This window comes from Geodermatophilus sp. SYSU D00663 (assembly GCF_054050655.1).
Genome location: NZ_JBJGZT010000001.1, coordinates 151,331 through 169,660, shown reverse-complemented (window position 1 = coordinate 169,660; position 18,330 = coordinate 151,331). Strand labels below are relative to the sequence as shown.

At 70.4% G+C, this 18,330-nt stretch carries 14 protein-coding genes; 11 read left to right on the top strand and 3 right to left on the bottom strand.

Going from position 1 to position 18,330, the window contains the following annotated elements:
• The first annotated feature begins 90 nt into the window (after positions 1-90).
• Both rpoB and ACI79Z_RS00850 read left to right on the top strand, forming a co-directional pair.
• On the top strand, positions 91-3,600 hold the full coding sequence (gene rpoB, locus ACI79Z_RS00855) for a DNA-directed RNA polymerase subunit beta (RefSeq protein WP_456901394.1): 3,510 nt from the start codon (positions 91-93) through the stop codon (positions 3,598-3,600).
• Between the two features lie 96 nt (positions 3,601-3,696).
• Positions 3,697-7,602 (top strand): DNA-directed RNA polymerase subunit beta', encoded by a 3,906-nt coding sequence (locus tag ACI79Z_RS00850; RefSeq protein WP_387987766.1) that lies wholly within the window; start codon positions 3,697-3,699, stop codon positions 7,600-7,602.
• A 158-nt stretch (positions 7,603-7,760) separates the two neighbouring features.
• On the opposite strand, the gene ACI79Z_RS00845 is transcribed toward ACI79Z_RS00850, so the two are convergent.
• The 3 genes from ACI79Z_RS00845 to ACI79Z_RS00835 all read right to left on the bottom strand — a co-directional run bounded on the left by ACI79Z_RS00845 (position 7,761) and on the right by ACI79Z_RS00835 (position 10,225).
• Positions 7,761-8,804, bottom strand: coding sequence for an LLM class F420-dependent oxidoreductase (locus ACI79Z_RS00845; RefSeq protein ID WP_387987764.1), 1,044 nt, complete (start codon positions 8,802-8,804; stop codon positions 7,761-7,763).
• Positions 8,805-8,882: 78 nt separating this feature from the next.
• Positions 8,883-9,113 carry a hypothetical protein gene (locus ACI79Z_RS00840; protein WP_387987762.1) on the bottom strand — a complete coding sequence of 77 codons (231 nt, stop codon included), beginning with the start codon at positions 9,111-9,113 and terminating at the stop codon, positions 8,883-8,885.
• 146 nt (positions 9,114-9,259) lie between these two features.
• On the bottom strand, positions 9,260-10,225 hold the full coding sequence (locus ACI79Z_RS00835) for a chymotrypsin family serine protease (RefSeq protein WP_387987760.1): 966 nt from the start codon (positions 10,223-10,225) through the stop codon (positions 9,260-9,262).
• A 625-nt stretch (positions 10,226-10,850) separates the two neighbouring features.
• On the opposite strand from ACI79Z_RS00835, the gene rpsL reads away from it, so the two are divergent.
• The 9 genes from rpsL (at position 10,851) to rplB (ending at position 18,330) form a co-directional block, all read left to right on the top strand.
• Positions 10,851-11,225, top strand: coding sequence for a 30S ribosomal protein S12 (gene rpsL, locus ACI79Z_RS00830; RefSeq protein ID WP_012950487.1), 375 nt, complete (start codon positions 10,851-10,853; stop codon positions 11,223-11,225).
• Between the two features lies 1 nt (position 11,226).
• Entirely contained in the window at positions 11,227-11,697 is a 471-nt protein-coding gene (gene rpsG / locus ACI79Z_RS00825) for a 30S ribosomal protein S7 (RefSeq protein ID WP_075013303.1), read from the top strand.
• 103 nt (positions 11,698-11,800) lie between these two features.
• Positions 11,801-13,900 carry an elongation factor G gene (fusA, locus tag ACI79Z_RS00820; RefSeq protein WP_387987757.1) on the top strand — a complete coding sequence of 700 codons (2,100 nt, stop codon included), beginning with the start codon at positions 11,801-11,803 and terminating at the stop codon, positions 13,898-13,900.
• A 93-nt stretch (positions 13,901-13,993) separates the two neighbouring features.
• Positions 13,994-15,187 (top strand): elongation factor Tu, encoded by a 1,194-nt coding sequence (gene tuf / locus ACI79Z_RS00815; protein ID WP_387987755.1) that lies wholly within the window; start codon positions 13,994-13,996, stop codon positions 15,185-15,187.
• Between the two features lie 166 nt (positions 15,188-15,353).
• Complete coding sequence (gene rpsJ, locus ACI79Z_RS00810) at positions 15,354-15,659, top strand: 30S ribosomal protein S10 (RefSeq protein ID WP_014742859.1); 306 nt, start codon at positions 15,354-15,356, stop codon at positions 15,657-15,659.
• Positions 15,660-15,675: 16 nt separating this feature from the next.
• Positions 15,676-16,341 (top strand): 50S ribosomal protein L3, encoded by a 666-nt coding sequence (gene rplC / locus ACI79Z_RS00805; protein WP_387987752.1) that lies wholly within the window; start codon positions 15,676-15,678, stop codon positions 16,339-16,341.
• Positions 16,338-17,156: a 50S ribosomal protein L4 gene (gene rplD / locus ACI79Z_RS00800; RefSeq protein ID WP_456901393.1), complete on the top strand. Its 819-nt coding sequence runs from the start codon at positions 16,338-16,340 to the stop codon at positions 17,154-17,156. The genes rplC and rplD overlap by 4 nt, the downstream gene beginning before the upstream one ends.
• Positions 17,153-17,455, top strand: a complete 303-nt coding sequence (rplW, locus tag ACI79Z_RS00795; RefSeq protein WP_100497379.1) for a 50S ribosomal protein L23 — start codon at positions 17,153-17,155, stop codon at positions 17,453-17,455. Before rplD ends, rplW begins: the two co-directional genes overlap by 4 nt.
• Before the next feature lie 41 nt (positions 17,456-17,496).
• Positions 17,497-18,330: a 50S ribosomal protein L2 gene (rplB, locus tag ACI79Z_RS00790; RefSeq protein ID WP_387987748.1), complete on the top strand. Its 834-nt coding sequence runs from the start codon at positions 17,497-17,499 to the stop codon at positions 18,328-18,330.

Sequence of the window (18,330 nt, the reverse complement as noted above, 5' to 3'; positions counted from 1 at the left end):
GCCGCGGACAGCCCCGCCATCACCGACGACGACCCAGGACGAACCCGCACCCACCGCCCGCACGTCGTGAGGTCCTTGGAAGGACGCATCTTGGCAGGCTCTCGCCCCACCAGCATCTCCCCCAGCACGACCGAGTCCGGCGGCTTCGGCCAGCAGAACCAGACTCCCCAGGCCGGCCCCCGCACCGGAGAGGCCGACCAGCAGAAGATCCCCGGCGCGCCGCTGCGCGTCTCGTTCGCGAAGATCTCCGAGCCCCTCGAGGTGCCGGATCTGCTCGCCCTGCAGACCGCGTCCTTCGACTGGCTGGTCGGCAGCCCCGAGTGGCGCGCCACCCTCTCGCCCGAGGAGCAGGCGACCGCCGTCGGCGGCCTGGCCGAGATCCTCGAGGAGATCTCCCCGATCGAGGACTTCAGCGGCTCGATGTCGCTGTCCTTCTCCAACCCGCGCTTCGAGGACGTCAAGGCGTCCCTCGAGGAGTGCAAGGACAAGGACATGACCTACGCGGCGCCGCTGTTCGTCACCGCCGAGTTCATGAACAACACCACCGGCGAGATCAAGAGCCAGACGGTGTTCATGGGCGACTTCCCGATCATGACGAACAAGGGCACGTTCGTCATCAACGGGACCGAGCGCGTTGTCGTCTCGCAGCTCGTGCGCAGCCCCGGCGTCTACTTCGACAAGACCCTGGACAAGACCTCCGACAAGGACGTCTTCAGCGCCAAGGTCATCCCCAGCCGTGGTGCGTGGCTGGAGTTCGACGTCGACAAGCGCGACACCGTCGGCGTCCGCATCGACCGCAAGCGCCGCCAGCCGGTCACCGTGCTGCTCAAGGCGCTGGGCTGGACCGAGGACCGCATCCGCGAGCACTTCCAGTGGTCGCCGACCGTCCTCGCCACCCTGGAGAAGGACCACATCGCCGGGCAGGACGAGGCCCTGCTCGACATCTACCGCAAGCTGCGGCCGGGCGAGCCGCCGACGCGGGAGAGCGCCCAGGCGCTGCTGGAGAACCTCTTCTTCAACCCGAAGCGCTACGACCTGGCGAAGGTCGGCCGCTACAAGGTGAACAAGAAGCTCGGCGTCGAGGTCCCGCAGGGCACCCTGACGCTGACCGAGGACGACATCGTCGCCACCATCGAGTACGTCGTGCGGCTGCACGCCGGCGAGCCCGACCACGGCGTCGACGACATCGACCACTTCGGCAACCGCCGCCTGCGCACCGTCGGCGAGCTGATCCAGAACCAGATCCGGGTCGGCCTCTCCCGCATGGAGCGCGTCGTCCGCGAGCGGATGACGACCCAGGACGTCGAGGCGATCACGCCGCAGACCCTGATCAACATCCGGCCGGTCGTCGCCTCCATCAAGGAGTTCTTCGGCACCAGCCAGCTCTCGCAGTTCATGGACCAGACCAACCCGCTCGCGGGCCTGACCCACAAGCGCCGCCTGTCGGCGCTGGGCCCGGGTGGTCTGTCGCGTGAGCGGGCCGGCATGGAGGTCCGCGACGTGCACCCGAGCCACTACGGCCGGATGTGCCCGATCGAGACCCCTGAGGGCCCGAACATCGGCCTGATCGGCTCGCTGTCGGCCTACGGCCGGGTCAACGCCTTCGGCTTCATCGAGACCCCCTACCGGCGGGTCGAGAGCGGCGTCGTCACCGACCAGATCGACTACCTGACCGCCGACGAGGAGGACCGCTTCGTCGTCGCCCAGGCCAACTCGCCGCTGGACGCCCAGGGCCGGTTCGCCGAGGACCGCGTCCTGGTCCGCACCAAGGGCGGTGAGGTCGACTACCTGTCGCCCGAGCAGGTCGACTACATGGACGTCTCGCCGCGGCAGATGACCTCGGTCGCGACGGCGATGATCCCGTTCCTCGAGCACGACGACGCCAACCGCGCGCTCATGGGCGCCAACATGCAGCGCCAGGCCGTCCCGCTGCTGCGCAGCGAGGCGCCGCTGGTCGGCACCGGCATGGAGCTGCGGGCCGCCGTCGACGCCGGCGACGTCGTGGTGGCCGAGAAGGCCGGTGTGGTCGAGGACTCGACCGCCGACTACGTCACCGTCATGGCCGACGACGGCACCCGGCAGACCTACCGGCTGCTGAAGTTCCGCCGCTCGAACCAGGGCACCTCGATCAACCAGACCCCGATCGTCGAGGAGGGTCAGCGGGTCGAGGTCGGCCAGGTCATCGCCGACGGGCCGTGCACCGACCAGGGCGAGATGGCGCTGGGCAAGAACCTGCTCGTCGCCTTCATGCCGTGGGAGGGCCACAACTACGAGGACGCGATCATCCTGTCGCAGCGCCTCGTGCAGGACGACGTCCTGTCCTCGATCCACATCGAGGAGTTCGAGGTCGACGCCCGCGACACCAAGCTCGGTGCCGAGGAGATCACCCGGGACATCCCGAACGTCTCCGAGGAGGTCCTCGCCGACCTCGACGAGCGCGGCATCATCCGCATCGGTGCCGAGGTCGTCCCCGGCGACATCCTCGTCGGCAAGGTCACGCCCAAGGGCGAGACCGAGCTGACCCCCGAGGAGCGGCTGCTCCGGGCGATCTTCGGTGAGAAGGCCCGCGAGGTCCGCGACACGTCGCTGAAGGTCAAGCACGGTGAGTCCGGCAAGGTCATCGGCGTCCGCGTGTTCTCGCGCGAGGACGGCGACGAGCTGCCCGCCGGCGTCAACGAGCTGATCCGGGTCTACGTCGCCCAGATGCGCAAGATCTCCGACGGCGACAAGCTCGCCGGGCGCCACGGCAACAAGGGCGTCATCGCGAAGATCCTGCCGCAGGAGGACATGCCGTTCCTCGAGGACGGCACCCCGGTGGACATCGTCCTCAACCCGCTCGGCGTCCCGGGCCGGATGAACGTCGGCCAGGTCCTCGAGACCCACCTCGGGTGGATCGCCAAGTCCGGCTGGCAGGTCGAGGGCACGCCCGAGTGGGCGGCCAACCTGCCCGAGCAGGCGCGCCAGGCGGAGCCGGGCACCCGGACCGCGACGCCGGTGTTCGACGGCGCCCGCGAGGAGGAGATCATCGGCCTGCTGGGCTCGACGATCCCCAACCGCGACGGCAACCGGATGGTGCAGGAGACCGGCAAGGCGCGGCTGTTCGACGGTCGCTCCGGCGAGCCCTTCCCCGAGGCCATCTCGGTGGGCTACGTCTACATCCTGAAGCTGCTGCACCTGGTCGACGACAAGATCCACGCCCGGTCGACCGGCCCCTACTCGATGATCACGCAGCAGCCGCTGGGTGGTAAGGCGCAGTTCGGTGGCCAGCGCTTCGGTGAGATGGAGTGCTGGGCGATGCAGGCCTACGGCGCGGCCTACGCGCTGCAGGAGCTGCTGACCATCAAGTCCGACGACATCCTGGGCCGCGTCAAGGTCTACGAGGCCATCGTCAAGGGCGAGAACATCCCCGAGCCGGGCATCCCCGAGTCGTTCAAGGTGTTGCTCAAGGAGCTGCAGTCGCTCTGCCTCAACGTCGAGGTCCTCTCCGGCGACGGGCAGGCGATCGAGCTGCGTGACACCGACGACGAGGTGTTCCGGGCCGCGGAGGAGCTGGGCATCGACCTGTCCCGCCGCGAGCCCTCCAGCGTCGAGGACGTGTGATCGGCCGCCGGCCGGCCCTCCTCGTGACGGGCCGGCCGGCGTCCCCAGCCAACGACTAGAAGTGCAGTAACGAGCCCCGGGAAAGGGGTCCACTCAGTGCTCGACGTCAACTTCTTCGACGAGCTCCGCATCGGTCTGGCCACCGGCGACGACATCCGCCAGTGGTCGCACGGTGAGGTGAAGAAGCCCGAGACCATCAACTACCGGACGCTGCGCCCGGAGAAGGACGGTCTCTTCTGCGAGAAGATCTTCGGTCCCACGCGGGACTGGGAGTGCTACTGCGGCAAGTACAAGCGCGTCCGCTTCAAGGGCATCATCTGTGAGCGCTGCGGCGTCGAGGTGACCCGGGCCAAGGTCCGCCGCGAGCGGATGGGCCACATCGAGCTGGCCGCGCCGGTCACCCACATCTGGTTCTTCAAGGGCGTCCCCTCGCGCCTGGGCTACCTGCTCGACCTGGCGCCCAAGGACCTCGAGAAGATCATCTACTTCGCCGCCTACCTGATCACCTCGGTCGACGACGAGGCGCGCCACCGCGACCTCCCGACCATCGAGGCCGAGATCAGCGCGGAGAAGCACAACCTCGAGAGCCGGCGCGACGCCGACGTCGAGGCCCGCCAGCAGAAGCTCGAGGCCGACCTGGCCGAGCTCGAGGCGGAGGGCGCCAAGTCCGACGTCCGCCGCAAGGTGCGCGAGGGCGGCGAGCGCGAGATGCGCCAGCTGCGCGACCGCGCCCAGCGGGAGATCGACCGCCTCGAGGAGGTGCTCGACACCTTCCGCAAGCTCGAGGTCAAGCAGCTCATCGCCGACGAGGGCCTGTACCGGGAGCTGCGCGACCGGTTCGGCGAGTACTTCGAGGGCGGCATGGGTGCCGCTGCCCTGCAGAAGCTGCTGGCCGACTTCGACCTCGACGCCGAGGCCGCCTCGCTGCGCGAGACCATCCGCAACGGCAAGGGCCAGCGCAAGCTGCGGGCCCTCAAGCGGCTGAAGGTCGTCGCGGCGTTCCAGCAGACCCGCAACTCGCCCATGGGCATGGTGCTGGACTGCGTCCCGGTCATCCCGCCGGACCTGCGCCCGATGGTGCAGCTCGACGGTGGCCGCTTCGCCACCAGCGACATGAACGACCTGTACCGCCGGGTCATCAACCGGAACAACCGGCTCAAGCGGCTGCTCGACCTCGGCGCGCCCGAGATCATCGTGAACAACGAGAAGCGGATGCTCCAGGAGTCCGTGGACGCGCTGTTCGACAACGGCCGCCGCGGCCGTCCGGTCACCGGCCCGGGCAACCGCCCGCTGAAGTCCCTGAGCGACCTGCTCAAGGGCAAGCAGGGCCGGTTCCGCCAGAACCTGCTCGGCAAGCGCGTCGACTACTCCGGCCGGTCGGTCATCGTCGTCGGCCCGCAGCTGAAGCTGCACCAGTGCGGCCTGCCGAAGCAGATGGCGCTGGAGCTGTTCAAGCCCTTCGTCATGAAGCGGCTGGTCGACCTCAACCACGCGCAGAACATCAAGTCCGCCAAGCGCATGGTCGAGCGCGCCCGTCCCGTCGTGTGGGACGTGCTCGAGGAGGTCATCACCGAGCACCCGGTGCTGTTGAACCGGGCGCCGACGCTGCACCGCCTGGGCATCCAGGCCTTCGAGCCGCAGCTGGTCGAGGGCAAGGCCATCCAGATCCACCCGCTGGTCTGCACGGCCTTCAACGCCGACTTCGACGGTGACCAGATGGCGGTCCACCTGCCGCTGTCGGCGGAGGCGCAGGCCGAGGCCCGCATCCTCATGCTGTCCAGCAACAACATCCTGAGCCCGGCCGACGGTCGCCCGATCACCGCGCCGACCCAGGACATGGTGCTGGGCCTGTACCACCTGACCACCCTGGTGCCGAGCCGGCACGAGGCCGACGGTGGCCGGCCGGCGGCCTTCGGGTCGACCGCCGAGGCGATCATGGCGTTCGACAAGGGCGCCCTGGGCCTGCAGGAGCGGGCGCTGATCCGCCTCGACGAGGTGTTCGGCGTCGACAACGGCAAGGTCAACCCCGCGTGGGAGCAGCCCGCCGACTGGACCCCGGGTGCCCCGGCGCTGGTCGAGACCAGCCTGGGCCGCGTGCTGTTCAACGAGGCCCTGCCCGAGGACTACCGCTTCGTCAACTACCAGGTGCCGAAGAAGGAGCTCGGGGCGATCGTCAACGACCTCGCCGAGCGCTACCCCAAGGTGCAGGTCGCGGCGACGCTGGACGCCCTCAAGTCGGCCGGCTTCCGCTGGGCGACCCGCTCGGGCGTCACGATCGCCATCGACGACGTCGTCACCCCGCCGGCCAAGCAGGAGATCCTCGACCGGCACGAGGCCGAGGCGCGGGGCATCGAGCGGCAGTACGAGCGCGGTGTCATCACCGACGCCGAGCGCCGCGGCGAGCTGATCGAGATCTGGACCCGCGCGCGGGCCGAGGTCTCCCAGGCGATGGTGGACAACTTCCCGACCACCAACCCGGTCTGGGTCATGGTCAACTCGGGTGCCCGAGGCAACATGATGCAGATCAGCCAGATCGCCGGCATGCGCGGCCTGGTGGCCAACCCGAAGGGCGAGATCATCCCGCGGCCGATCAAGGCCAACTTCCGGGAGGGTCTGTCCGTGCTGGAGTACTTCATCTCCACGCACGGTGCGCGCAAGGGTCTGGCCGACACCGCGCTGCGGACCGCGGACTCCGGGTACCTCACCCGCCGGCTGGTCGACGTCTCGCAGGACGTCATCATCCGCGAGGAGGACTGCGGCACCGAGCGCGGCGTGGTCATGCCGATCGCGACCGTCGTCGACGGTGTCCTGACCCGGGACGCGCACGTCGAGACCAGCGTCTACGCCCGCTCCCTGGCCGCCGACGTGGTGGCCGAGGACGGCACGCTGATCGCGCAGGCCGGCCAGGACCTGGGTGACGTGCTGATCGGCCAGCTGGTCGACGCCGGCGTCGCCGAGGTCAAGGTCCGCTGCGTCCTGACCTGCGAGTCCCTGCTGGGCACCTGCGCGACCTGCTACGGCCGGTCGCTGGCCACCGGCAAGCTCGTCGACGTCGGCGAGGCGGTCGGCATCATCGCCGCCCAGTCGATCGGTGAGCCCGGCACCCAGCTGACGATGCGCACCTTCCACACCGGTGGTGTCGCGGGTGAGGACATCACCCACGGTCTGCCGCGTGTCGTGGAGCTCTTCGAGGCCCGCGTCCCCAAGGGCAAGGCCCCGATCGCCGAGCTGGCCGGCTCCGTCCGGATCGAGGACGGCGAGCAGTTCCGCAAGCTGACCATCACCCCGGACGACGGCTCCGACGAGGTCGTCTACGACAAGCTGTCGCGCCGGTCGCGGCTGCGGGTCGAGGACGGCGCCCACGTCGAGGTCGGCGAGCAGCTCACCGAGGGTGCGGTGGACCCGCACGAGGTGCTGCGGATCATGGGCCCGCGCGAGGTGCAGCTGCACCTGGTCCGCGAGGTCCAGGAGGTCTACCGCAGCCAGGGCGTGTCGATCCACGACAAGCACATCGAGGTGATCATCCGCCAGATGCTGAAGCGGGTGACCATCATCGACTCGGGCGCCACGGAGTTCCTCCCCGGCGCGCTGGTCGAGCGGACGCTGTTCGAGACCGAGAACCGCCGCGTCGTCGCCGAGGGCGGCGAGCCGGCCTCGGCCCGCCCGGTGCTCATGGGCATCACCAAGGCCTCGCTCGCCACCGAGTCGTGGCTGTCGGCCGCCTCCTTCCAGGAGACGACCAAGGTGCTCACCGACGCCGCCATCCAGGGCAAGAGCGACTCGCTCCTCGGCCTCAAGGAGAACGTGATCATCGGCAAGCTGATCCCGGCGGGTACGGGCATCAGCCGCTACCGGAACATCACGGTCGAGCCGACCGAGGAGGCCCGCGCCGCCGTCTACACGATGGCCGGGTACGACGACGGGCAGTACTACAGCCCGGACGTCTTCGGGTCGGGCTCCGGTGAGGCCGTGCGCCTCGAGGAGTACGACTGGCGGGGCTGACGAAGGACCTCCCTCTCCCCACCGTTCGCACGCTCACGGCGGGCCCCTGAGGGAGGCCGTTCCAGCACCTCACGTGAGAAGGGCCCCGCAGATCGCGAGATCTGCGGGGCCCTTCCGCGTGTCAGGGGAGCGGCTGCGTCACGTGACGCAACACCGGCCTAGCGGTCGGCCAGCTTCCGCATGGTCTCCACCGTCCGCAGCCGGCCCTCACGGCTGTCGTCCAGGGGCTGCAGCGCGATGGTGGTGACACCGGCCTCCGCGTAGGCGGCCACCCGCTCGGCCACGTAGGACTCCGGCCCGATCAGCGACACCCTGCGGACGAACTCCTCGGGCAGCGCCGCGGCCGCCTCGTCCTTCTTCCCGTCCAGGTAGAGGTCCTGGACGGTCCCGGCGGCCTCCTCGTAGCCGTAGCGGCGGGCGAGGTCGTTGTAGAAGTTCTTCCCCCGGGCGCCCATGCCGCCGACGTAGAGGGCCAGCTGCGGCCGCACCAGGTCGTGCAGGTGGTCGACGTCCTCGCCGATCGCCACCGGGACGCCGCAGATGACCTGCAGGTCCCCGAGCGCGGGGTCGCGCTTGGCCTTCCCGGCGCGCAGCGAGTCGCCCCAGACGTCGTCGGCGCGCTCGGGCATGAACCAGATCGGCTCCCAGACCTCGGCGATCTCGGCGGCGAGCTCCACGTTCTTGGGGCCGAGCGCGGCGAGCATCACCGGGATGCGCTCGCGCACCGGGGTGTTGATCAGCTTCAGCGGCTTGCCGAGGCCCGTGCCCTGCTCGGCCGGCAGCGGCACCGTGTACTTCGGCCCCTCGTGCACGAGCCGCTCGCGGCGCCACACCTGCCGGCAGATCTCCACGACCTCGCGGGTGCGCTGCAGCGGGGCGTCGTAGGGGACGCCGTGCCAGCCCTCGATGACCTGCGGGCCGGAGGCGCCCAGGCCCAGGGTGAACCGCCCACCGGAGACGAAGTCCAGGCCGGCCGCGGTCATGGCCGTCAGGGCCGGCGTCCGGCTGTAGATCGGCAGGATCGCGCTCATCAGCTCGACCCGCTGCGTGACGGCGGCCAGGTAACCGAGCTGGCTGACGGCGTCGAAGGTGTAGACCTCCGCGCACATCGCGAGGTCGAGCCCGGCGGCCTCGAGGTCGACGATTTCCGCCGCCGTCTCCTGGAAACCCCCCGCGTAACTGGCCTGGATGCCGATGCGCACCTGCACTCCTCTGGTCGGCGGCGCCCGCGTCGGCGCCTCCGGCGACCGTAGCGGGTGCGCGCGGGCGGGCCCGGGGGCTCAGGCGGTGCGGCTGCGCAGCGGGCGGATGACGCCGACGACCTCGGTGACGACCCGGACGCCGTCGACGTCGCGGGGGACCAAGCCGGCCGCGTCGGCGTCGGCGACGTCGACCTTGACGACGTAGCCGCTGTCCCGCCGGGCCAGGCCGATGCCGACGACCCCCGGCTGGGCGGAGAGCTGGTCGGCGAGGACGCCCTTGGCGGCGCGGGCGGCGGCACGGTCGGTCACGAGGTCTCCTCGCTGACGCCCGCGCGCCGGGTGCCCGGGACGAGGGAGGTCCCGGACGGCCGTGCGGGCTCGGTCACCTCCCCATGGTGCCTCGTTCCCGCCCGGAGCGACATCCCCCTGACCTGGGGGACGACCTCAGGAGGAGGTCAGGAGGCGACCCACTCCGCCCCCAGGGTGGCCAGCACGGTCGACAGGGGGTTGGCGAAGGTCAGCCCGGCGCCGTTGCGGCCGCCCTGGTCGCTGCCGGCGAACAGCAGGCCCAGCGGGACGCGGTCGGCACTGCGCCAGATGACCGAGCCGCTGTCCCCGCCCGCGGAGAACGGCCCCGACAGGCCCTCGATCTCGATCTGGTCGTCGAAGACGTGCACGCCGTCGTCGTACTGGACGGCGACCCCGTCGACCTCCACCGCGGTGACCCGCCCGCGGGTGTGCCCGGTGGTGCGGCCGACCTTCTCGACCTCCTCGTCCGGCTCCACCTCCAGCCCGTCGGCCACGGTGCCGGCCAGCGGGCCGCCGGGGAGCCGGCCGGGCTCGGCCTCGACGCCCGCGTCCAGGACGGCGACGGCGGCGTCGACCTTGTTGCGCCCCTCGGTGAAGCGCTCGAAGGCGGTCAGCGTGGCCACCCGGTCGGCCGGGACGCCGCCGTCGGCCGGCCCCGGCTGCAGCACCGCGTCCCCCACCGCCCCGGCGTCGCTGGCGGCGAGGACGTGGTTGTTGGACAGGATCGCCAGCCGCCCCTCCACCCGGACGAAGCCGCCCAGCGTCCCCGCCGTGACGGCCGGGTGGGCCACCGACAGTCCCGGGTGCAGCGGGCGCGTGCGCCGCTGCAGCTCCGCCGGGGTGGGGGAGGACAGCGGCACTATCGGCCCGGTCACCCGGACGTCGATCTCGGCTCGCACCACGTCGTCGAGGTCGGTGAGCAGCACCCGGGCGTCGTCCTCGGCCGCCACGCGGATCGCGAGGTGCACCCGCCCGGGGGCGACGGGTGCCAGCCCGATGGCCGGCCGCGTCCACACGCGGCCGCCGAGGTCGCTGGCCCGGACCGGGGGGAAGCCCTCGGCCAGGCGCGCGGACAGCCGCGCCTTGAGCTCGCGCGCCGTGTCGATCAGCACCAGGACCTCCGTAGCGGTGAGTGGTCTCGTTGGGACCGACGGTAGGGGCAGGGTCCGACAGTCGCGCGCCCACCGGGGAACGGAGGCGCGGTCGCGCTCCCGGGCGACGTCCCCTGGCGCGCGGCCCCGGCCGCGGTATGGTGCGACCTCCCCCGGGGCCGTGCGGCACGGTCCCCGCGGCGGCCGGGAATGGCCGGCAGCGCCGCGTCGTTGTCCCCGTCGAACGGGCCCGGGTGGCAGGCAGACCCTGCCCGCTCGGCTCCCGGGACCCGGCTTTGACCGCCTCCCAGCACGCGGGTATCGTGGTCAGCCGTGCCCAGGGTGCCCTGGGCCTGCTCCCGTTCGCGGTGCGCCTGGGTGTCCGGAGGTCCGCCTCCTGGCCGCGGGTCCGCCCCGGTGGGCCGTCCACGGAGGACGGTGTCCGGAGGTGGCGGCGCCGAGTCGCGGGGGGCGACCAGTCCGGTTCGACCGCCGGCCGGTCCTGGGGAAGGCGACACGCCCGACCGCGGGGACCGGTGAGTGGCTCGTGACCCGGGCGGACGACCCCGGCAGGACCGGCACCGGCGACACGACAGCAGCACCGTCCACAGCACGACCCAGCGCAGGTAGGAGATCCAGGCCACCCATGCCCACGATCAACCAGCTGGTCCGCAAGGGCCGCGAGGACAAGGTCGAGAAGACCAAGACCCCGGCGTTGAAGGGCTCCCCTCAGCGTCGAGGCGTGTGCACCCGCGTGTACACCACGACGCCGAAGAAGCCGAACTCGGCGCTCCGCAAGGTCGCTCGCGTCCGCCTCACCAGTGGCATCGAGGTGACCGCCTACATCCCGGGCGTCGGCCACAACCTGCAGGAGCACTCGATGGTGCTCGTGCGCGGCGGCCGCGTGAAGGACCTCCCGGGTGTGCGTTACAAGATCATCCGTGGCTCGCTCGACACCCAGGGTGTCCGCAACCGCAAGCAGGCTCGCAGCCGGTACGGCGCGAAGAAGGAGAAGAGCTGACATGCCGCGCAAGGGCCCCGCGCCGCGCCGTCCGCTGGTCAACGACCCGGTCTACCAGTCGCCGCTGGTCACCCAGCTGGTGAACAAGGTCCTCGTCGACGGTAAGCGCTCGGTCGCCGAGTCGATCGTCTACGGCGCCCTCGAGGGCTGCCGCGCCAAGACCGACACCGACCCGGTGGTCACGCTCAAGCGCGCGCTGGACAACGTCAAGCCGGCCCTCGAGGTCCGCAGCCGCCGCGTCGGTGGCGCGACCTACCAGGTCCCGGTCGAGGTCCGCGCCTCCCGCAGCACCACCCTCGGCCTGCGCTGGCTGATCCAGTACAGCCGGGCGCGCCGCGAGAAGACGATGACCGAGCGCCTCATGAACGAGCTGCTCGACGCCAGCAACGGCCTCGGTGCCGCGGTCAAGCGCCGCGAGGACACCCACAAGATGGCCGAGTCGAACAAGGCCTTCGCGCACTACCGCTGGTAGTCGCACCCCCGCTGGTGACACCCGTCCACCAGCACCCGCCGGCGGGGACGCCGGGCCACCCCCGGACCACCGCACGCGGACCAGAGACAAAGAGGAGTGAGACATGGCCAGCAACGAGGCCCAGCTCGCCAAGACCCGCAACATCGGGATCATGGCGCACATCGACGCCGGCAAGACCACGACGACCGAGCGCATCCTCTTCTACACCGGCATCAACTACAAGATCGGTGAGGTCCACGACGGCGCGGCCACGATGGACTGGATGGAGCAGGAGCAGGAGCGCGGCATCACCATCACGTCCGCCGCGACGAAGTGCTCCTGGAACGGCCACGACATCAACATCATCGACACCCCGGGGCACGTCGACTTCACCGTCGAGGTGGAGCGGTCCCTGCGCGTGCTCGACGGTGCGGTGGCCGTCTACGACGGTGTCGCCGGCGTGGAGCCGCAGACCGAGCAGGTCTGGCGGCAGGCGGAGAAGTACGGCGTCCCGCGCATGTGCTTCGTCAACAAGCTCGACCGGACCGGCGCGAACTTCTTCCGCTGCGTCGACATGATGGTCGAGCGGCTCGGCGCCAACCCGGCCGTGCTGCAGCTGCCCATCGGCGCCGAGGCCGACTTCATCGGCGTCGTCGACCTGGTGCAGATGCGCGCGCTCACCTGGCGCGGGGAGACCAAGATGGGCGAGGACTACGCCATCGAGGAGATCCCCGCCGAGCTCGCCGACCAGGCCGCCGAGTACCGCGACAAGCTGCTCGAGACGATCGCCGAGACCGACGACGCGATCATGGAGGCCTACCTGGGCGGCGAGGACATCCCCGTCGACCAGCTCAAGGCCGCCATCCGCAAGGCGACCATCGCCGCGCAGATCAACCCGGTGCTCACCGGCACGGCGTTCAAGAACAAGGGCGTGCAGCCCCTGCTCGACGCCGTCGTGGACTACCTGCCCAGCCCGCTGGACATCGAGGCCATCGTGGGCACCGCCCTCGACGGCGAGACCGAGGTCCTGCGGCACGCCGACGAGGACGAGCCGTTCTCGGCGCTGGCCTTCAAGATCCAGACCGACCAGCACCTCGGCAAGCTGACCTACGTCCGCGTCTACTCGGGCCGGCTCAACTCCGGGTCCCCGGTGCTCAACAGCACCAAGGACCGCAAGGAGCGGATCGGCAAGATCTACCAGATGCACGCCAACAAGCGCGAGGAGCGCGAGGGCGTGGGCGCCGGCCAGATCGTCGCCGTCGTCGGCCTGAAGCAGACGACCACGGGTGACACCCTCTGCGACCCGCAGAACCCGGTGATCCTCGAGTCGATGACCTTCCCGGCCCCGGTCATCTCGGTCGCGATCGAGCCCAAGACCAAGGGTGACCAGGAGAAGCTCGGCACCGCCATCCAGAAGCTGGCCGAGGAGGACCCGACCTTCCAGGTCCGCCTCGACGAGGAGACCGGTCAGACGGTCATCTCCGGCATGGGCGAGCTCCACCTGGAGATCCTGGTCGACCGCATGCGGCGCGAGTTCCGCGTCGAGGCCAACGTCGGCAAGCCGCAGGTCGCCTACCGCGAGACCATCCGCAAGGCGGTCGAGAAGGTCGACTACACCCACAAGAAGCAGACGGGTGGGTCCGGCCAGTTCGCCAAGGTGCAGGTCAGCATCGAGCCGCTCGAGGTCAGCGGCGACGGCCCGACCTACGAGTTCGTCAACGCCGTGACCGGTGGTCGCATCCCGAAGGAGTACATCCCCTCGGTCGACCAGGGCATGCAGGACGCCATGCAGTACGGCATCCTCGCCGGCTACCCGATGGTCGGCGTCAAGGCGACCCTCGTCGACGGCCAGTACCACGAGGTCGACTCCTCGGAGATGGCCTTCAAGATCGCCGGCTCGATGGTCTTCAAGGAGGCCGCCCGCAAGGCCAGCCCGGCCCTGCTCGAGCCGATGATGGCCGTCGAGGTCGTCACGCCCGAGGACTACATGGGTGACGTCATCGGCGACCTGAACTCCCGGCGCGGGATGATCCAGGCGATGGAGGAGCGCTCCGGCGCCCGCGTCGTCCGGGCCCTGGTCCCGCTCTCGGAGATGTTCGGCTACGTGGGCGACCTGCGCAGCCGCACCCAGGGGCGGGCGAGCTACACCATGGTGTTCGACTCGTACGCCGAGGTCCCGCAGAACGTGGCCAAGGAGATCATCGCCAAGGCCACCGGCGAGTGACCCGCCGGGCGGGGTACGTCCCCGCCCGGCACCCCCAGCAAGCCCACCCCAGAGTTCCCGCGCACGACGCGAGACCACGAGGAGAGGAACCCAGTGGCCAAGGCCAAGTTCGAGCGGACCAAGCCGCACGTCAACATCGGCACCATCGGGCACATCGACCACGGCAAGACCACGCTGACCGCGGCGATCACCAAGGTGCTGCACGACAAGTACCCGGACCTCAACGAGGCGTCGGCCTTCGACCAGATCGACAAGGCGCCCGAGGAGAAGGCCCGCGGCATCACGATCTCGATCGCCCACGTCGAGTACCAGACGGAGAACCGTCACTACGCGCACGTCGACTGCCCCGGGCACGCCGACTACATCAAGAACATGATCACCGGTGCGGCGCAGATGGACGGCGCCATCCTGGTGGTCGCCGCGACCGACGGCCCGATGCCGCAGACCAAGGAGCACGTCCTCCTGGCCCGCCAGGTCGGCGTCCCCTACATCGTCGTGGCGCTGAACAAGGCCGACATGGTCGACGACGAGGAGATCCTCGAGCTCGTCGAGCTGGAGGTCCGCGAGCTGCTGTCCGAGTACGAGTTCCCGGGCGACGACGTCCCCGTGGTCCGCGTCTCGGCGCTGAAGGCCCTCGAGGGCGACGCCGAGTGGGGCGACAAGCTCATGGAGCTCATGGACGCCGTCGACACGGCGATCCCCGAGCCGCAGCGTGAGATCGACAAGCCGTTCCTCATGCCCGTCGAGGACGTCTTCACCATCACCGGTCGCGGCACCGTCGTCACCGGTCGCGTGGAGCGCGGCATCGTCAAGGTGTCGGAGGAGGTCGAGATCGTCGGCATCCGCCCGTCGTCGACCAAGACCACCGTCACCGGCGTCGAGATGTTCCGCAAGCTGCTCGACCAGGGCCAGGCCGGCGACAACGTCGGTCTGCTGCTGCGCGGCATCAAGCGCGAGGACGTGGAGCGCGGCCAGGTCGTCGTGAAGCCCGGCTCGATCACCCCGCACACCAACTTCGAGGGGTCGGTCTACATCCTCTCGAAGGACGAGGGTGGCCGTCACACGCCGTTCTTCAACAACTACCGTCCGCAGTTCTACTTCCGGACGACCGACGTCACCGGCGTCGTGACCCTGCCGGCCGGCACCGAGATGGTCATGCCGGGCGACAACACCGAGATGACGGTCGAGCTCATCCAGCCGATCGCCATGGAGGAGGGCCTGCGGTTCGCCATCCGTGAGGGTGGCCGCACCGTCGGCGCCGGTCGCGTCACCAAGATCCTCAAGTAACACCCGACGGGCGGCGGCGCACCCCTGCGCCGCCGCCCGTCCCCGGGTGTGCGTGCTGCGTGTGTGCACCGCCACCCTCCCCGCTGGGGCCGGACCGGATGACGTCCGGACGCACCCGGCGTTCCCCAGCTAGCAGAACAGCGATCGGCAGGAGCGAGAGACAGCGATGGCGGGACAGAAGATCCGCATCAGGCTGAAGGCCTACGACCACGAGGCGATCGACGCCTCTGCGCGGCGCATCGTCGACACGGTGACCAAGACCGGTGCGCGCGTCGTCGGCCCGGTGCCGCTGCCGACGGAGAAGAACGTGTACTGCGTCATCCGCTCGCCGCACAAGTACAAGGACTCGCGCGAGCACTTCGAGATGCGCACGCACAAGCGGCTCATCGACATCCTCGACCCGACGCCGAAGACGGTCGACGCGCTCATGCGCATCGACCTGCCGGCCTCGGTCGACGTGAACATCCAGTAAGGAACCGAGTCCAGTCATGGCGAGTACGTTCCGCGGGCTCCTCGGCGAGAAGCTGGGGATGACCCAGGTCTTCGACGAGAACAACCGCATCGTGCCGGTGACCGTCGTCAAGGCGGGCCCGAACGTGGTGACGCAGGTGCGCACCCCCGAGGTCGACGGCTACTCGGCCGTCCAGCTCGGCTTCGGCGAGATCGACCCCCGCAAGGTGAACAAGCCCGAGGGTGGCCACTTCGCCAAGGCCGGCGTGACGCCGCGCCGCCACGTGGTCGAGCTGCGCACCGAGGACGCCGGTCAGTACACGACCGGCCAGGAGCTCACCGTCGACGTGTTCGACGGCGTGGCCAAGGTCGACGTCATCGGGACCAGCAAGGGCAAGGGCACCGCGGGTGTCATGAAGCGGCACGGCTTCCGTGGCCTCGGTGCCGCCCACGGCACCCAGCGCAAGCACCGGCACCCCGGCTCCATCGGCGGTGCCTCCACCCCCGGCCGCGTGTTCAAGGGCCTGAAGATGGCCGGCCGCATGGGTGCGGTCAAGACCACGACGCTCTCGCTCACCGTCCACAAGGTGGACACCGAGCGCGGCCTGCTTCTGATCAAGGGCGCCATCCCCGGCCCGAAGGGCGGCCTCGTGCTCGTCCGCTCGGCCGTCAAGGGTGGCCCCGTGGGGAGTGACAACCAGTGACCCAGTCGACCGCGACCGAGGCGGCGCGCGCCGACCGCCAGGTCGACGTCCGCACGCCGGCGGGGGAGACCTCCGGCAGCGTCACGCTGCCCGGTGACCTGTTCGACGCGAACGCGAACGTCGCGCTCATGCACCAGGTCGTCGTCGCCCAGCTGGCCGCGGCCCGCCAGGGCACGCACGCGACCAAGACGCGCGGCGCCGTCAGCGGCGGTGGCGTCAAGCCGTACCGCCAGAAGGGCACCGGCCGTGCCCGGCAGGGCTCGATCCGCGCGCCGCAGTTCGCCGGCGGTGGCACGGTCCACGGCCCCCAGCCGCGCGACTACTCACAGCGCACGCCCAAGAAGATGAAGGCCGCCGCCCTGCGCGGCGCCCTCTCCGACCGGGCGCGCGCCGGCCGCGTGCACGTCGTCACCACCTTCGTCGACGGCGACGCCCCGAAGACCAAGGCGGCCATCGCCACGCTCGACGCCGTGACGGGTGCCAAGCGGGTGCTCGTGGTCCTCGACCGCGACGACGTCCTCAACTGGGTGAGCCTGCGCAACGAGCCGCGCGTGCACCTGATCGAGGCCGGCCAGCTCAACACCTACGACGTCCTGGTCAGCGACGAGGTGGTCTTCACCGAGACGGCGCTGGCCGAGTTCGTCGCCGGCCCGCACAGCGGCAGCGGCGGCAAGGGCGGCACCTCGCTGACCAAGCCGGACCTGACGACGCCGGACATCCCCGGCGCCATCCCGTCCATCCAGCCGGCCGAGGGCACGACCGACCTGGACCTCGAGCAGAACGAGGCCACCGACACCACCGAGGAGAAGGCGTGAGCGTCCGCGACCCCCGGGACGTCCTGCTGTCGCCGGTCATCTCGGAGAAGAGCTACGGGCTGCTGGACGAGAACCAGTACACGTTCGTGGTGCTGCCCGAGGCCAACAAGACACAGATCAAGATCGCGGTCGAGCAGGTCTTCAACGTGAAGGTCCTCGGCGTGAACACCATCAACCGCCAGGGCAAGCGCAAGCGCAGCCGGGGCAACAAGCTCGGCAAGCGCAAGGACACCAAGCGGGCCATCGTCTCGCTGGCGCCCGGCGACCGGATCGAGATCTTCGGGGGCCCGGGCGCCTGAGCCCGGACCGCCGGACCAGAGACAGAGGAACCGAGTCAGCAATGGCTATCCGCAAGTACAAGCCGACGACGCCGGGCCGCCGTGGCTCCAGCGTCGCCGACTTCGCCGAGGTCACCCGCGACCACCCCGAGAAGTCGCTGGTCCGGCCGCTGCACGGTCGCGGCGGGCGCAACGTCCACGGGAAGGTCACCGCTCGCCACCAGGGCGGCGGCCACAAGCGCGCCTACCGCGTCATCGACTTCCGTCGGGCGGACAAGGACGGCGTGCCGGCGAAGGTCGCGCACATCGAGTACGACCCGAACCGCACCTCCCGCATCGCGCTGCTGCACTTCGCCGACGGCGAGAAGCGCTACATCATCGCGCCGGCCCGCCTGAAGCAGGGCGACACGGTGGAGTGCGGCCCCTCGGCCGACATCAAGCCGGGCAACAACCTGCCGCTGCGCAACATCCCCGTCGGCACGGTCGTGCACGCGATCGAGCTGCGGCCGGGTGGTGGCGCGAAGATCGCCCGCTCCGCCGGCACCAGCGTCCAGCTGGTCGCCCGCGAGGGCCGCTTCGCCCAGCTGCGCATGCCCTCGGGCGAGATCCGCAACGTCGACGTGCGCTGCCGCGCCACCGTCGGCGAGGTGGGCAACGCCGAGCAGTCGAACATCAACTGGGGCAAGGCCGGCCGCATGCGGTGGAAGGGCAAGCGCCCGACCGTCCGCGGTGTCGCCATGAACCCGGTGGACCACCCGCACGGTGGTGGTGAGGGCAAGACCTCCGGTGGTCGCCACCCGGTGAACCCGAAGGGCAAGCCGGAGGGCCGCACGCGCAAGCGCAAGGCCAGTGACGCCCTGATCGTGCGCCGCCGGCGCACCAACAAGAAGCGCTGA

Coding starts and splice junctions, on each gene's coding strand:
- rpsJ (WP_014742859.1), top strand. CDS start 15,354: ATGGCGGGACAGAAGATCCGCATCAGGCTGAAGGCCTACGACCACGAG.
- rpsL (WP_012950487.1), top strand. CDS start 10,851: ATGCCCACGATCAACCAGCTGGTCCGCAAGGGCCGCGAGGACAAGGTC.
- rpsG (WP_075013303.1), top strand. CDS start 11,227: ATGCCGCGCAAGGGCCCCGCGCCGCGCCGTCCGCTGGTCAACGACCCG.
- fusA (WP_387987757.1), top strand. CDS start 11,801: ATGGCCAGCAACGAGGCCCAGCTCGCCAAGACCCGCAACATCGGGATC.
- rplC (WP_387987752.1), top strand. CDS start 15,676: ATGGCGAGTACGTTCCGCGGGCTCCTCGGCGAGAAGCTGGGGATGACC.
- rplB (WP_387987748.1), top strand. CDS start 17,497: ATGGCTATCCGCAAGTACAAGCCGACGACGCCGGGCCGCCGTGGCTCC.